Source organism: Paenarthrobacter sp. R1 (genome assembly GCF_030264015.1).
Classification (GTDB): domain Bacteria; phylum Actinomycetota; class Actinomycetes; order Actinomycetales; family Micrococcaceae; genus Arthrobacter; species Arthrobacter ureafaciens.
In genome coordinates this window covers 393,451-408,509 of sequence record NZ_CP127115.1, presented here as the reverse complement: position 1 = coordinate 408,509, position 15,059 = coordinate 393,451, and the positions used below count along the sequence as shown (strand labels likewise).

At 66.3% G+C, this 15,059-nt stretch carries 16 protein-coding genes; 12 read left to right on the top strand and 4 right to left on the bottom strand.

What is annotated here, in order from left to right:
• The first annotated feature begins 51 nt into the window (after positions 1-51).
• From QN084_RS01990 to QN084_RS01970, 5 genes are all read left to right on the top strand, one after another.
• Positions 52-291: a hypothetical protein gene (locus QN084_RS01990; RefSeq protein WP_069695053.1), complete on the top strand. Its 240-nt coding sequence runs from the start codon at positions 52-54 to the stop codon at positions 289-291.
• 67 nt (positions 292-358) lie between these two features.
• On the top strand, positions 359-688 hold the full coding sequence (locus QN084_RS01985; protein ID WP_069695052.1) for a hypothetical protein: 330 nt from the start codon (positions 359-361) through the stop codon (positions 686-688).
• Between the two features lie 5 nt (positions 689-693).
• Complete coding sequence (locus QN084_RS01980; RefSeq protein WP_139126765.1) at positions 694-1,074, top strand: hypothetical protein; 381 nt, start codon at positions 694-696, stop codon at positions 1,072-1,074.
• A gap of 35 nt (positions 1,075-1,109) precedes the next feature.
• Complete coding sequence (locus QN084_RS01975; protein WP_139126764.1) at positions 1,110-1,364, top strand: hypothetical protein; 255 nt, start codon at positions 1,110-1,112, stop codon at positions 1,362-1,364.
• A 147-nt stretch (positions 1,365-1,511) separates the two neighbouring features.
• A complete protein-coding gene (locus QN084_RS01970) occupies positions 1,512-2,234 on the top strand; it encodes an HD domain-containing protein (protein ID WP_069695051.1) in 723 nt (240 codons plus the stop codon).
• Between the two features lie 105 nt (positions 2,235-2,339).
• Here QN084_RS01970 and QN084_RS01965 read toward each other — a convergent pair whose 3' ends face one another.
• The 3 genes from QN084_RS01965 to QN084_RS01955 form a co-directional block, all read right to left on the bottom strand.
• The gene (locus tag QN084_RS01965; RefSeq protein ID WP_069695050.1) at positions 2,340-2,570 is read right to left on the bottom strand and encodes a hypothetical protein; all 231 of its coding nucleotides are present in this window, start codon (positions 2,568-2,570) and stop codon (positions 2,340-2,342) included.
• A gap of 86 nt (positions 2,571-2,656) precedes the next feature.
• The gene (locus QN084_RS01960; RefSeq protein ID WP_069695049.1) at positions 2,657-3,970 is read right to left on the bottom strand and encodes an acetate and sugar kinases/Hsc70/actin family protein; all 1,314 of its coding nucleotides are present in this window, start codon (positions 3,968-3,970) and stop codon (positions 2,657-2,659) included.
• A 48-nt stretch (positions 3,971-4,018) separates the two neighbouring features.
• Positions 4,019-4,513 (bottom strand): hypothetical protein, encoded by a 495-nt coding sequence (locus QN084_RS01955; RefSeq protein ID WP_069695048.1) that lies wholly within the window; start codon positions 4,511-4,513, stop codon positions 4,019-4,021.
• 2,155 nt (positions 4,514-6,668) lie between these two features.
• On the opposite strand from QN084_RS01955, the gene QN084_RS01950 reads away from it, so the two are divergent.
• Positions 6,669-6,941 (top strand): hypothetical protein, encoded by a 273-nt coding sequence (locus QN084_RS01950; protein WP_069695047.1) that lies wholly within the window; start codon positions 6,669-6,671, stop codon positions 6,939-6,941.
• A gap of 227 nt (positions 6,942-7,168) precedes the next feature.
• On the top strand, positions 7,169-7,657 hold the full coding sequence (locus QN084_RS01945) for an SLOG family protein (protein ID WP_069695046.1): 489 nt from the start codon (positions 7,169-7,171) through the stop codon (positions 7,655-7,657).
• A 123-nt stretch (positions 7,658-7,780) separates the two neighbouring features.
• Here the strand turns inward: QN084_RS01945 and QN084_RS01940 are convergent, their stop codons facing one another.
• Positions 7,781-8,116 (bottom strand): histone-like nucleoid-structuring protein Lsr2, encoded by a 336-nt coding sequence (locus QN084_RS01940; RefSeq protein WP_043427369.1) that lies wholly within the window; start codon positions 8,114-8,116, stop codon positions 7,781-7,783.
• Between the two features lie 207 nt (positions 8,117-8,323).
• Here QN084_RS01940 and QN084_RS01935 point away from each other — a divergent pair, with 207 nt between their 5' ends.
• The 5 genes from QN084_RS01935 to QN084_RS01915 all read left to right on the top strand — a co-directional run bounded on the left by QN084_RS01935 (position 8,324) and on the right by QN084_RS01915 (position 14,991).
• The gene (locus QN084_RS01935; protein WP_069695045.1) at positions 8,324-10,249 is read left to right on the top strand and encodes a DHH family phosphoesterase; all 1,926 of its coding nucleotides are present in this window, start codon (positions 8,324-8,326) and stop codon (positions 10,247-10,249) included.
• A 19-nt stretch (positions 10,250-10,268) separates the two neighbouring features.
• The gene (locus QN084_RS01930) at positions 10,269-11,093 is read left to right on the top strand and encodes a CPBP family intramembrane glutamic endopeptidase (protein WP_069695044.1); all 825 of its coding nucleotides are present in this window, start codon (positions 10,269-10,271) and stop codon (positions 11,091-11,093) included.
• Between the two features lie 173 nt (positions 11,094-11,266).
• The gene (locus QN084_RS01925; protein ID WP_069695043.1) at positions 11,267-11,677 is read left to right on the top strand and encodes a hypothetical protein; all 411 of its coding nucleotides are present in this window, start codon (positions 11,267-11,269) and stop codon (positions 11,675-11,677) included.
• A 1,144-nt stretch (positions 11,678-12,821) separates the two neighbouring features.
• Complete coding sequence (locus QN084_RS01920; protein WP_206599678.1) at positions 12,822-14,750, top strand: DNA primase family protein; 1,929 nt, start codon at positions 12,822-12,824, stop codon at positions 14,748-14,750.
• Between the two features lie 7 nt (positions 14,751-14,757).
• Positions 14,758-14,991, top strand: coding sequence for a hypothetical protein (locus QN084_RS01915; protein WP_069695042.1), 234 nt, complete (start codon positions 14,758-14,760; stop codon positions 14,989-14,991).
• Positions 14,992-15,059 lie beyond the last annotated feature (68 nt).

Sequence of the window (15,059 nt, the reverse complement as noted above, 5' to 3'; positions counted from 1 at the left end):
ACGGCCTGCGGTGCAGCGCCGAGCCACCATCGGATTCCGAGGAGAACCGCCATGAGCACCATCGCAGTACCCGTACAGGACGCGCTGCCGTTCGACTTCGGCTCTGATGTGCTGGTCGTCAGCGCGCCCGTCTACGACGAGCAGGCCCGCCAGGCCGACCGCGAGCTGTGCCAGCACTACTTCGCCGGATGGTGCAGCACGGCGTTCCCGGTCGACGGCACACAGGCAGAACACAGCGGGACTACTTTCGCGGACTTCCAGGCGGCCTCCCGCCGTCTGGCTGAGAGCTGAGGAACCAGCGCAGCTGATCCAGGTCCGGCGTCGAACAAACGACTTCATCAAACAGGAGGGGATCACCGTGTCCACTGCAATCACTTCCGAGCCCGACCTCGACGCTGAAGCGCAACGCGTTGCCGCCGTCCACCGGCTCGCCACAAGCAAGGCCTTCCATCCGGAGTTGCGGCGCGCCGAGGCTCAGGCCCGGGTCCAGCTCGCGGCCGCCGTCATGGCGATGGACGAGGTCGAGGACCGCATCGCCGGCGGCGAAAAGATCCACTCACTCCACGAGCAAGCCGCCGTCGAACGCGCCAAGGACGCCTACGCCCAAGCGCTGGCTGATCTCGTCCGCGGCGAGTCCAGCGTTGAGGCTGACCCGTCGACTTCCCAGCCCATGAACCAGGAGCACTGATCACCATGTCCTTTCTCGAGAAAATCGGATTCATCGAGACCGCCGAGCAGGAGGCCCAGCGCCTCGCGCAGTCGCCCGAAGGCTCGGCCAACCACGAACTGTCCAAGCTGCCGGTCACCATCGAGCAGTGGCCCCAAGACCTGCTCGTTGAGCTGCCCTGGCACGCCACCGAGCGCGGTTCCGGCCACCGCGTCGTCGTGGTGCCCATCGAATACCGCGGGGAGGCCCGCACCGAAGGCGAGGAAGAACCCCGTCCCCGCAAGCGCCACGCCGGTTGGTGGAACTGCGCGGTCGTCGCCAGCGACCACCCCAGCTATCCGGTTGGCGGCTACCGGCTGAGCATCCCCGCTGCCGAGCTCGCCCGCGGCAAGCGGATCGAGCTCTGAGAGAACACACCCCACGACGAAGGAGCGTAACCACCATGCCTGACACGGTGCAGACCACCGGCCGGCGCGAGCGGATCCTCCGGAATGTCGGCAGGACGCTCCTCGTCACGGGAACCGTGCTGAACGTCCTCGCCCTGCTGCCCGCGATCGCAGCCAGCGCCTGGACCGGCCACTGGACAGCGAGCGTGGTGCTCGTGGTCCTGTCCGGTGCCGTCTGGGCTGCTGGCTGGCTCGGCCTGAAGGCCCGGGCTGCGCGGTTGCGCAGCCGGAACAGTGCCCGGCCCAACTGACCAGGTTGTTAGTCCACAGAGCCCCGGCTCCTGCGCTCCGGCGCGGGGGACGGGGCTCCCTCTTTGCAGGGTAGACGGATCAGCGCTGCGGGGCAGCGCCTGGTGTTTTCCAACAGCAAGAGAACCATCCCGAACAAAGGAAGAGCCATGACCACCCTGCCCACCACGCGCATCCCGCTCAAGCAGATGGACTCCGCACTGCTCGTGTTCGAACTCGAGCGGGAGATCCAACGCCTGATGCCCGGCACCGCGAACACGGAACTTGTCACCGGCGCAGCTGCGACGGCCTCGTTCCTGCACCGCGATCAGACCCGCTTCGTTAGGGGAGACCTGCCGCGTGTGCCGTACATCGAGCATCCGCTTCGCGTGGCGCTGCGGCTCCTGCGCTGGGGTGTCACCGACGCTGAGCTCATTGCCGCGGCCCTGCTGCACGATGTCGTCGAGGACTGCAGCGAAGGACTGCTTGCGGCGTTCGGCCAGCCTGGTGAGGACCCCCTGGATTGCCTGACACGGCTGTACGGCCGGCGCGTCGCGCTGCTGGTCGCAGCGGTGACCACTCCGGGCGGGAACACCTCCTACGAGGAGCACCTCGGCGTGCTGGCCAGCTCCGGCTCCCGGGCGCTGCTCATCAAGGCCAGCGACCTGAAGGACAACGCCGGTTCCATCCGCCACCAGCTTGGCCACGGCCAGGACTCGCGCATGTACCGGATGCTCTTCAAGTACATGCCTGCCGTCGAGATCGTCGAAGCAGGTCTTCGCCGCTCGCTCTGCTGCCCGGCGACCCAGCAGTGCACCATGGCCGCCATCACCGCCATGGAGGATCTCAGCCACGATCTCGCAGCCCTGTCGGCCGAGCATGGCATTGACTGACCGTCCCGTTCTCCTGGAACCACCAGCACGGCAAAGACCTCCCCGGGCGCAGCATCAGCTGCCGCCGGGGAGGTCTTTTTTTCGCCCGCGCTGTGCCTGCCGGCGCTACGGCATGTCGTCCATCGGCAGCAAAGAGATGCCGATGAGATCCACGGCTCCGGTGAGGACTCCGCCCAGTATAAACACCAGCCCGGAGACCACCATCACGAGCACCGCAAAGACCACAGGTCGGTCCTCGTACAGATGCTGGAGCCGTGCGACGATACCCGAAGGCTTCTCAGGGGTCTCGCTCGGGTCCTTCTGGGGTCCGTCGTTGGTCTCGTCGTGGTCAGTCATAGTGCTGATGCCTCCTTGGGTCTGTTGCTGGTCTGTTGCTGGCCGGTCCGCAGTCCTCGCTGGACCGAGCTACGGGTGCACGATCGTCATGCCGCCGCCTTGCTGCGCTTGCCCTCGGGCTTCTGGACCTCGACGGCCTTCGCCGCCAGGTACAGGCCCTCGCGGTTCAGATGGCGGGAGTACGCAGCGTCGAGGTACAGCACCGGGATGCCGCCGGCGGCCTTCTGCAGGACCGGGCGCAGGATCTCCTTGACCGGGCCCGAACCGCCGCCGTAGACGTACACCACCTCGGTGGTGCCGCCGACCTCGGCGAGGACGTCCTCGAAGCGCGCACCGATCTCCTCGGCCAGGTACTCGGCCTCCTCGTCCACGTAGCCCTTGGCCCGGTCGAACCGGCCCTGGAGGAACACGCTGGGCTCCTGCTGAAGGAAGTCGGCCAGTGCCTTGCGGTTCTTGAACCGCAGATCCTTGTCGCCGCTCGTGCTCATGCGGTCCAGCGCGTTCGTCAGCGCGGTGCCGTAGCCCTGGTCCAGCGTGCTGGCCGCCTCGGAGTTGAACGCGCCGTCAGTGAAGACAGGGAAGTTCACGGTGCCCTCGCCGACGTCGACGCCGACGGTGTTGCGCACACCGACCAGCAGCTCGGCCGTGACGTCCTGCAGGCGCGCGGCCTCCTCGGGGTCCGAGGCCCGCAGGTCATCGAGAAGAGCCTGGGCCAGCGGCGCGCCCTTGTCGGTGATCGCGAACTGCGCGGACGCGCCCTCGGGCAGAACCTGCACGTCTTCGAACTGCAGGCGCACGGTGACCGGCGTGGAGAAGTTCTTCACGGTCACCAGGTGCACCGTGGGGTCAGCCGCGCCCAGGAGTCCCACGAACTGCGCAGCGTAGGCGCTGCGGCGCTGCACGTACTCGGCGATCGGCAGGGCGAGTCCAGCGCGCACCGTGGCGCGCAGCTCGTGCTTGGGCAGCGCGCCGTGCTCACGGACGTGGTCGCGCAGGGCCTTCGCGGCGAAGACGCCCAGGACGAGCACCGAGCTCAGTTCCTGGTCGGCCTTCGAGCGGGACCCGACGACCTCGAACTGCGTGAACTTCGACCCCGGGGTGCTCAGGGCCGCGCGGCCGAAGGTGCGCAGGTCTGAGTGTCCGATCAGGGGAGTGGTGAACGAAGCGGCGACGCGGTTGTAGAAGTCGTCCTCCACCACGATCTTGAAGGCGTCGGTGTCAGCCTCGGGCACCTTGGGCGTGGAACGCGAGGTGCTCACCACGGCGGAGGGAAGGTCGATCGTATCGAAGACCTCCTTGCCGTTGACCTCGCCGCGGATGACGCCCTTGACGTAGCCGTTGCCGACGTCGATGCCGCCGGTGAGCTGAATGGTCTTCTCGGCGGTGCGGGTGTTGCTCATGATTGTGTCCCTCTCAGGAAGTCGGTGTCTCAGGAAGTGCGGTGCGGATCAGCGGGTGAGGAAGGCGTCCAGCCCCGAAGGGACCGAAGGCTCCTCGGCGGGAATGGGGCGGGACTTGGGCGCAGGAGGCGCAGCCGGCGGCTCAGCCATCCGGGCGACCTCAACGCGCCGCACGGGCTCTGAGGCAGCAGCAGGCACAGCCGCTTCATCGCGGCTCTCGCGACTCTCGTGCTGGCTGTCGCTCTCGTCGCGGCGGTCGTCGCCGCGCTCCTGTCCTTCATGAGCCTCGCTGCGACCGGGATCCTGTTCGCCCTGCGGCGGGCGGCTCTGCTCGATGGCGTCGCCCGGAGGGCGACCGCGGCGGGGCAGCTGCTCGACCGGGCGGTTGACCACGTCGATGTAGCCGTCGCGCTGGATGGACTCGCGGATCAGCAGCTGGAGCGAGCGCGAGATGTCGTACTGCTCGTCCAGCCACCGGTTCGTCGATTCGTCGGCCCGCGGAACGCTCCAGCGCAGACGGCGCGGCTCGGCCTTATCGGTCATCGTGAGCACCCCTCGCGCCCTCGTGCTGATGGACACTGTCCTCGGTCATCGCGGCCCCCTCTCATGCGCGGTCCGCGAGGCACTACTGCCATTCGCGGACCTTTCGACTCATTTATCGGTCATCATTCTACTGGTCTTTCAATGGTCTCTGCAAGGACCGCGCCGAGACCAGTAAAAGGCCACAAGCACATCGGGCCCCGTAGCGCAGTGACCGACCCCTGGCCGCGGCGGGACTCATGAGAGCCACCGGCAGGACCCGCAGAAGGCCATGGGGCAACAAGAGAGCCGGCAGGCGCTGGACTCATCAAGGGCTCACCCGGGACCGGGATGCGGTCCGGGAAGGACCGACAGGAGACCCCAATCAGGCCACCGCATATCGCTGGGCCCGCGCTGGTCCCACGTCGGACACAGCCCGGCCCTCGAAGAGACCAGCAAAAGTCCACAGCTGAGGCCCGGATCAGAGGAGACCTGAAGGAGACCACCACAAGACCAGCAGCACGCCCGAAGCGGACCCGAGGTGTGCCATCAAATACTCAATGAGGTCTGAATGGCCTTTCTGGACTCTCTCGGGTCTTGTGATGGTCCTGTCTGTGTCCCTGTCTGGCCATGCTGAGACATTGATGTGTCCACTCGGGAACCAGAAGGAGTCCAGCGATTCGGGTCTGAATCAGTGCCTGGAACACGCGCCGGCGGCACCATGAAACAGTCCTGGAGCGCCGGCGGAACGAGCTGGGGGAGCTGTCGGTGCACGGTGGAAGAACTGTGGTTGCGCCCGTGGCGTCACCGACCCGCCCGGGGACCGCAAAAGGAGCAGAGGGAGAAGGCGAGACGGGTGTAAGGCCCCCGCATGGAGCGAGAGGGCGAGGGCTCCGCTTCCTGCTGCGCCTCACGGGCGGTGACGGTCCAAAGGGTGAGGACCCGTGAGCCTCTGCAGGAAGCTGCACCTGGTGGGAGACTCGGACGGGCTCGGTGACGCTGTAGAAGAAGGGAGCTCCCCATGGATCCAGGAGCATGTCGTACTTCCCGGGAAAGCTCCTCTTCTGATGCGTCCACGAGGGACCGGCCGGCGGTGGACGTCGAGGACTCGCGCCGGGCGCTCGTTCGTGAGTGCAGCTGCCACCAGCAGGGAACCGACGACCCGCCCCGAACAGGCCCCGGCAAGAGAGCGCTGTGGGCCCGCCTCGGACGCGGTGCTACAGGTGCTGGCGCGACCATGAGACACAGCCGGAACGAGCGCCCGCACGCCGGTGCGACAAGCGCACCAACACGTCAGTGCGGTGCTCTACTGCAGAGTTTTCCACAGCCTGACGCGACAGGTCGCGGGGAGTGGAGGACCGCTGCGCGCCGCGTCTGATGCGCCTGCGGCAGCAGGGTGCACCAGAGGTGCAGACCGGGCTGCGCCCGACGTCGCTGACGCTATGTGTGAGGACCCGTACGGGTACCCGCTCGTGCCTCGCGGTGGTGCGGAAGATGCACCCGTACGGCGTTACAGCGGACGGCAAAAGGGCTGTACGCCCAAAAGCCCGTAAATCCAGCGGAAACGACATGACCCGTACACCCGCTGCGCGGATGGAGAGGGGGTGTACGGGTCAAGGGTGTACGGGCCGTTTCCCCTGGTATTCCAGGCTTCCGCTAACGCTCCAGCCGTGGAATGGCGAAATGGCGGCAAGAGAGGAAAAGGGCATAAGGGAACCTGGCAACAGCGGTCCTTCGGACCCTCCGCTTCGCTCCGGTCTCTCGCTGCGCTTCGAGACGCTGTTGGTCGGCATAGCCGACAGGTTCCACCGCTCGCTTCGCTCGCCGGTCCGTCAGTCGCTGCGCTCCCTCCGGCTATGCCCAGCGCTGCGCTTGAGAGGAGGACGCCCACCCCTGCCCCGCCGCAGTTGTCCACAGGTGGACAACTGCGGCAGAGGGTGCAGCCAGGCGGTGGATCACCTGGCGCTGCGCACCAGGTTCGTCCGAGGAGGACGGCCCGTTGGCCGGCCCGCTGCGCGGCCCAGTCGGAGCAGGTCCGGACACGGTGGACCAGTAGGCCGTCAGGCCAGCGGAGCTGGCACGGGAGCTGGACCGTACATCGAGTCGCCGCGGACCCTGGCGGGACCTGCACTCGTTGACCGACACCTGCACCCCCAAGAAACAGAAGAGGCGATCGCCCATGACGCAGTCCGTGAACCAGCCGGCGCTGACTCCCTACGACACGGGAGAGCGGTGTGAGCCGAAGCTCTGGCAGAAGAGCCGCACAGAGGTGCTCGCAGCGATGCGCGACGAACCGGAGGACATCGGCAACGTCGACTTCGAGGACGAAGAGAGCCGCACGATCGTCACCGTCCACGTCGCGCGCAACGACGACGGCACCCATACCGTCCACATCGTGCCCTTCGGCGACAGGGACGAGATCTCGATCGAGACCCACTTCGAGGACGACTGACTCGCGACTCGGCCCGTCTGACAACTGCTGCGCTGTGACGGGCCGAATCCGCGCCTGGTCTGCCAGGGTATGGCAGCGCAGGGCGAAACTCCTGGTCGATCCGTACGTCGACGCACAGGCCTTGACGCTGAATCATTAGTGGAATCATTTTCCTGAAAGAGAGTCGCACGCATGCGAACATCCCGCTGTCTCAGGACTCGACTCGCCCCTGATCTCGAGGCAATCTCGTGAGCGGTCCCTACTCGCACGTCCTGCTCGTGACCGCTTCCCGCACCTGGAACGACGAGGGGGCCATGAAGGCTGCCTTCAACGAAGCCTGGAGAGCTTGGGGACCGTCGGCGGTCGCCCGCCCCGTGCTGCTCTCAGGGCACTGCCCCAAGGAAGCTGACGCCATGGCCGAGCGGTTATGGCGGGCTGCCGGCTTCGAGGTGATCGAGTTTCCGGCCGACTGGAGCGCCGAGCCCAAGGCGGCAGGCTTCACCCGGAACCAACGGATGGTCGATGCCCTCGTCGCCATGCGCGCCGGGGGAGCGCAGGTCCGTGTCGCCGCCTTCCTGGACCTGTGCAGCAAGTGCGACCAGCGCACCGGCCGGCAGCAGCTGATGCCCGGAACGCCCGGGCACTTCTCGCACGGCACCGTGCACGCCCGTTCCCGCGCCCTGGCTGCAAGCATCGAGGTTGAAGACATCATCCACCCGCGCCTGCCTCCCTTCTGACAAGTGCACACCCCGGACATGACAACAGCCCTGCAGCTGGTGCTGCAGGGCTGTTGATCCTTGATTCGACTAGGTGGCCGGTAATCTTTCCGGTATGGCCCGAAAGACTGCGGAAAGGGTGGGTTAGAGAGTCCGCTCGATGCCGTGTGCCTCATCGTAGGCCTTCATGACAGCTTTCGGAATGCGACCGAACTCGGGCACTTCATGACCGTTCTCGCGCGCCCACTTACGGATCTCCTCGCGTTCCTCGGGCGTCGTCTCGGGCACGAGTCGCTTCTTCTCGCCCTTCTTCGTGGCCTTTCGCCCCTTACTGATGTATTGCTTGAGATTCTTCTCAAGCTCTTTGCGCTCTTCGTCGGTCAGGTCTATCTCGAACCAGGTGTCGCCCAGTCCGAAGGTGACTGTGGCAGCATCCGGCTTGCCACTGATGTCCGACTCCACAATATTTCGAATAGCCATGTCTTGAATGGTAGACGATCCGAACCACCTTAGAGAAGTCTTTGGGCACGCCAGAACGACAGATCTTTCGAATGCTTCCACCATAGGCCGAAAACGCTGCTATATCAGCATAATCAACCTGCCACACTGCTAAAATCGCACTGCCAGCGGGTGCCTTTCCCCACCCCTGTAATCCGACCATTCGACACGATCGAGAGGCCCTCCGCCATGACCATTCTCCAGACCGTCGACGACCATTCACTGACGGACGACGGCGTCGACTTGTTCACCCTGATGTGCCAGCGCCGCGGCTGGACCGACGAGTACCTCCGCGAGATCGAATCAGCTGAACACGACGAGCTCCTGGGCCTGGCCGAGATGGTCGAGGCCCTGGAGGACGCCCGGACCGCCGGCCACAAGGTCACCATCGCCCCTGACTTCGACATGGACGGGATCTCCTCCGGTGTGCTCGGCTACGCCGGACTGTCAGAGCTCGGCTTCGACGTCGAGCTGCACCTGCCCGACTACCGCCGCGGCCACGACCTCACGCCCGAGGACATCGCAGAGATCGCCGCGACGTGGCCGGACACCAAGGTCCTGCTGACCTGTGACGGGGGAGTGAACTCCCACCGCGGGATCGCCGCCGCCCGGGCTATGGGATGGAAGACCCTGGTCACCGACCACCACGAAGAGCTCGAACCCGGTTCGAGCGCCGACGTCACCGTCGACCCCTGCCGGATGGACGAGACCTACGCCAACACCGGCATCTGCGGCGCGCACGTGCTCTACCAGGTGTTGGAGGCCTATGCCCGCGTCCACCGGCCGGAGAAGCTCTGGGAGATCCGCCTGCTGCGCCTGTTCGCCGGCCTGGGCACCGTCTCCGACGTCATGCCCGTGCTGTACGAGAACCGGCAGCTGGTGCGCGACTCGCTGTCCATCGCACGGCTGCTGTACGCGCCCGCACCACGCACGGTCCCGACCCCCTGGGGCTTCGACCCGGACCCCGAGGCGATCGACGTCGGGCAGGCGACGCTGATGCACCTGCTGCGCGTCGACCCGCACCACCCGGCCTTCGTCCGGGCCTTCGAGGGCTTCGCGGTCCTGCTGAAGGCCTTCGGCCAGGCAGGCAAGGTCCGCGACATCGACAGCATCGACGAGGGTTTCTACGGGTTCTACCTCGCGCCGGCGATGAACTCCCCGCGCCGCACGGGCGACCCGCTCGCACCGTGCTTCGGCGTGTTCACCGCGCCTGACCAGGACTTGATGCTCGAGGCGGCACACCAGGTAATCGCGACCAACGAGAGCCGCAAGGAGCTTGTCGAGGTCCACACCCGGGAGCTCGAGGAGGGTGATCAGCCGCTGGCTCCCTGGGTCTACTTCTCCGAGGCCTACCCGGGCATGTACGGCCTGCTCGCCAACCGGCTGATGGAGCGCCACGGCCACCCGGTCGTCGTGCTCAACCGTCCCGCCGGGCCGGATGACTACGTCGGCGGCTCCGGCCGGGCACCGTCGTGGTTCGGCATCATCGACACGCTCGAGCACCAGGATGGCATGCGCGCCATCGGCCACCAGCAGGCCTGCGGCGTCAAGGTCGACCGGGCGGAACTGCTCGACGGCCTGGTCGAAGCATTGCGGGAGGCCACGCAGGTTGCCCTGCTGGCTGTCGTCCAGGATGAGCGCCGGGCCGACCTGGTCCTGGGCCCGGACCGGGACTGCGATGCTGGCCTGGACGACCTGGAGCCTCTGGTCGGCTTCGTCCGGCGTGTGGAAGCGCTGCGGCCCTTCGGCCATGGCTTCGTCGAGCCGGTGGTCGAAATCGCTGTCGAGCCCCTCGGGCTGCGGGTGGACCGGATCGGCTCCGATACCGACTGCGGCCATGAGCGTACCGACGCCAACCTGATGACCAACGCCCGCGGCTACCGCGTGTGCCGCCTGTGCAAGAAGCATCTGCGGCTGGTCACCAGGTCCGGGCTGTCCTGCCTGTGGTGGAACGTCGCCGAGGAGAAGGAACCGGAGATTTCGGCTCTGACGCGGTCGGCCAGCCGCACCGAGGTCGGAACGCTGCGTTTCCTCGCGAAGCTGCAGCTGAACACCTTCCGCGGCGAGACCCGCGTCCAGGCCGTCATCGAAGAGCAGATCCCCGCGTCTGCCTGACCGCGGAAAGGAGGCGGGGATGCCCGCTCCACCGATCAAGTTCCGGCTCGTCTCCATCGCGTGGTGTGTCCTCGTGCCCCTCGGCGTGCTCGCCGCCTACCTCGGACTCGGCCTTGCCGTAGTTTCCGTAGTCGGCGAGCCCGTCCTGGGTACGGCGGTGCTCGGAGGCATGGTGGCGCTGCTCGTCGGCGCTGCCAGGCTCTTCCGGCCCCGGTGGTTCGCCAACGCGCCAACGATCCGACCGATGTCCGGAACACCGCGCTTTACCCGAACGGTGCTGGGGTGCCTGGCCTTGGCGTTCTTCGCCGGCCAGTCCCTGGCCCTGTGGCTCTATGCCCTGGCCGGCTCGGCGGGATTCGATGAATCGACCCGAGCCAGGACAGACGCCGGTCCCGTCTTGGCCCTCCTGCTCGCACTGGTGGCAGCGCCGGTGGCCGAGGAGATGCTATTCCGCGGCCTGCTCTACCCGCTGCTGCGGCGCAGGGTCGGCATCATCGCGGCGGTGCTCGTCACCGCAGCAGGCTTCAGCCTGCTGCACGCCAACGTCGTCCAGTTTGCTGCCACGCTGCCCCTGGCCGTGCTGCTGGCGCTGGTCTACGAACGCACCGGAGTCCTGTGGCCGTGCGTGCTGCTCCACCTGGCCTTCAACCTCGCTGCCGTCCTTGTCCCCGCCCAGCTGCTGGGCGCACTGGCGAACCCCGTCTCAGCGCTGCTGATGACCGCGGCGTTCCTCGGCTGCGCCCTGGCGGTGTACCGCATGGCGGCACCCGCCCCCGGACCTGCCCAGGACGACAGGGACGGCGACGGGGGAGACTGCAGGGAAAGCGAGCCACAGGCCGCGTAGCGGCCGGGCTCATCATGTGCAGGACTGACGCTGGTGCCCTCCGGGGCGACCTTTCGGCCGTGGGCCGTCGGTCGCTCCGGAGGGCCTGCTCTCGGGTGACCGGGGTGATCCGGTCACCGGGGGATTGGCTGAAGGATGTTCGTCAGCCAGACCTGAGAGGAGGAGGATCCACCATGGCAGTTGTCAACACGTGCGCGTACGACGCGCAGGGCCGGCTCATGCGCCCCAGTGACAGCGAAGTGCGCCGCGCACGGTTCGCCCGCGACTTCGATACCGGTGAGAGGCCGACCTTCGATCGAGGGTCTGTGCACTTCTTCACCATGAGCACCAGCGGCCGCACCGCCGAGCAGGCGCACGAACGCGCCCGTGAGATGCTCGGCCGCTTCTTCGAGCGCGCCGAGTCCGTCGCCGGCTACCGCAGGCTCGAGATGCGCCGGAGGCAGGGTGTGATGCCCTGCAACCGCAACGTCTCCATCACCTACGAGATCCTGTACGCCGTCGAGGACGGCCACCGGGTCCGTGCCCACATTCCCGAGTCCCCCAATGCGGGATACCGGCGAGGCCACAGCGCGGCCGCCTTCTAGGCGACCGACGCGCCCAGAGCCTCGCGCCAGCGTGAACGCGCAGAAAGGCCGGAGAGCTCCCTTCCCACGGGGATGCTTCTCCGGCCTTTCTGTTTTCACGTTCCTGTGACAACACCTGGTGACGGTTCCTGGCCATAACACCGATGCCCACTCTATCAGGGCTAATTCACCATGCGCAACGCAATCGGAGCCCATTGCTGAGGCCATTCAAAGACCTGTCACCGAATCACTCGGAAGCCTGGTCGACGAGGACGCCGGATCCATTGCAATCGCTCCCGTCAGGGCCGTCAGGACCTGCGGCATGCACCCGGAGGCGCAGGTGCGGTCCCGGGCCCTGTCGGGACGCCGGGCCGTGCGTGAGGACGCAGGGGTGTACCACGTATCGTGGTACACCCCTCGATCCCAGTGCTGGCCTGCGCAAACGCGGGTTCGGACGACCCCGGCCGGGAGGGTCTGTACCACGTGCCCGAGCTGAGCTGGTACGCCGTTTTGTCTGATAAATCAACGTTTCCAGCCGGTGTACCACGAGTACCACCAGATTCCGACCGTTTACATGTGCGTGAAGGACGCCTGCGGCCGGTCGTCCAGGCAGTAAGAGCTCTTATCCCCCATGCGCGTATATCTAGTCTTTATTTAGTGGTACAAGTGGTACAGGGGGTATATAAAGCCCGTCCGACCAGGGCAAACGCCTGTACCACGTACAAATCTCCACGTGGTACATCCCTCTTGAAGAACTCCTCAAATCCCCGCCTGACCAGGGGAAACAGGTGTACCACGTCAAGTGGTACACCTCCCGATACCCCTAGAGGGTATATCGGCTCTCTGCTGCAGCCGGATCCCATCTCCGGAGGTTCCCGGCCGGCCGGTCGGAAGAACTCCCCGGACCCCGAACAGGAGGTCGGGCGGCTCACGCCGCCCGCGGGGGAGTGCTCGAGCACGAGAAGACAGCGGCTCCGTGGGGCATACGCCCCCGGAGCCGCTGTTTCTCATTCCAGACCGCACGCTCTCGTTGTGTCGCTGTGGCCTTCGGGTCTCGCGCGCGACCCCTCCGAGCCCCGCCCCGGGATCATCCGGGACCTCTGTCGGACCACGAGTCAGCTATCAGTCGACTCGTTGCGAAAGACCATTCGGATGGCATAGAGTCGTGAGCACGTTCCTATTCGATTACGAGACCAATCGGCTTCCCACTTACTGCCGGCAGGTGCTCGACGCGATCGAGAAAGACAGCAGCATGACGACTCCTGACGACCCCACGCCCGTCTTCGACGAGGACTTCAGCACCCCCTCGACCAACCCTGTCGCCGACGCCTTCACCGAGGTCATGACGTACTTCGCCGACGGCGGCGACATCGCACCGCAGAACGAAATCGTCACGCGCGCGACCGAGGTATACCTCCAGCTGATCGACCCGTCGGCTCCGCCGGCACCGCGCCTGCTCGAAAAGCAGCTGCTCGCGATCGTCAACGGCGTCTGCAAGGCCGAGAACAGCAAAACAAAGGTGGCAGCCGAGAAGCTGCCCCTGGCCCGACACCTGACCTACTGGCAGGTGGCGCAGATCCTGCTGAGCCTGCACCACGTGATCCGCATCGCCCCCAACGCCAAGGACACCGACCGCGAGTACGACCTGCTGGCGATGTACCAGGCCACCGGCCCGGGCCGCGGCACGTACACCACCAGCGAGGATGACATCCGCACCACCGCGCGCCGGTACAACACCCAGCTGACCCTCAAAGAGTTCGCCGAGGTCCTGGCCGTGCTCCGCGAGGACAGCCCGCGCCGGCACCAGTGCAGCCACAGGGATCTCATCGCCGTGAACAACGGCGTGTTCCACTACGGCCGCGAGGCCCGGGACGTCCACGAAGGCGGCAAGGACTTCCACCTCGAGCCCAAATCGCTCGTGCCGTTCGACCCGGCATTGGTGTTCCTGGCCAAATGCCACATCGACTACGTCGAGGACCCGGACAACCCGGTGATCGTCCACCCGGTCGACGGCTCGGTCTGGGACATCGAATCCTGGGTCAGGGAGCTCTCCGACGAGGAGGGCATCCCCGAGCTGCTCTGGGAGATCATCGGCGCGATCATCCGGCCGCACGTCAGCTGGGGCAAAACGGCCTGGTTCTACTCCGAGCAGGGCAACAACGGCAAGGGCACGCTGTGCTCGCTCATGCGCAACCTGTGCGGGCCACGCTCGCACACCTCGATCCCGCTGAGCGACTTCGGCAAGGACTTCGCGCTCGAGCCGCTTGTACGCGCCAACGCGATCATCGTCGACGAGAACGACGTGGGCACCTTCATCGACAAGGCGGCCAACCTGAAGGCGATCGTCACCAACGACGTCATCCAGATCAACCGCAAGTACCGGATGCCGATCGCCTACCAGTTCTTCGGCTTCATGGTCCAGTGCCTCAACGAATTCCCGCGCGTGAAGGACAAGTCCGAGAGCTTCTACCGCCGACAGCTGTTCGTGCCGTTCAACAAGAGCTTCACCGGCATGGAGCGCAAGTACATCAAGGACGACTACCTCCAGCGCCGCGAGGTCCTGGAGTATGCCCTGTGGTACGTGCTCAACCGCGCCGGCGCGGGCGACCCGGGCAACTACTACCAGCTCTCCGAGCCGGTGGCGACCAAGGAGGTCCTGGCCGAGTACAAGGAGGCCAACGACCCCGTGCGCGCCTTCTGGGAAGAGTTCCGTGAACGGCTGGTGTGGGACCTGGTGCCCTTCACCTTCGCCTACGACCTCTACAAGGCCTGGTTCGCCGACGTCTCGCCCTCGGGCTCGCCAGTGAGCAACAAGCAGTTCATCACCGACCTGGTGGCGATCGTGCGGCCTGATCCGCTGTGGCACTGCCCGGACAAGAACAAGAAGATCCGCCCCGGCCAGATGATGAGCGACCCCGAGACGACGATCGCCGAGTACGAGCTCAAGAAATGGATGAACCCCCACTACAGCGGCTCGGACCCGAAGAAGAAGTCGCAGCCGGTCCTGCAGGCCAACTACCGCGGCCTGCTCCGGCACACCGGCCCCGCCGCCCAGACGGACGCCGACGACGAAGACACCACAGGAGAGGACTGATCCGACCATGCCCAAGATCGCCAGGGCCATCACCGAGCTTGCCCGGGCAGTGGCCGACCTCGCCCAGCAGCAGGGCAGGACGTGCACTGCGCTGAACGACGTCGCGCGCGAGCAGCGGATCACCAACCTGATCGTCCGCTCGCAGATCAGTGCCGACCCGGAGGAGAAGCGGCGGCTCGTGGCTGAGGCTTCCAGCCGCATGGACGCTCCGCGCCGCCGCTCTCCGCACGACCCCGCATAGGCCCAGCGCCTGCCGACGACAACTGCATACCCCGGCCGTGACGGCCGGTGACGACCGAAAGGCCAGAC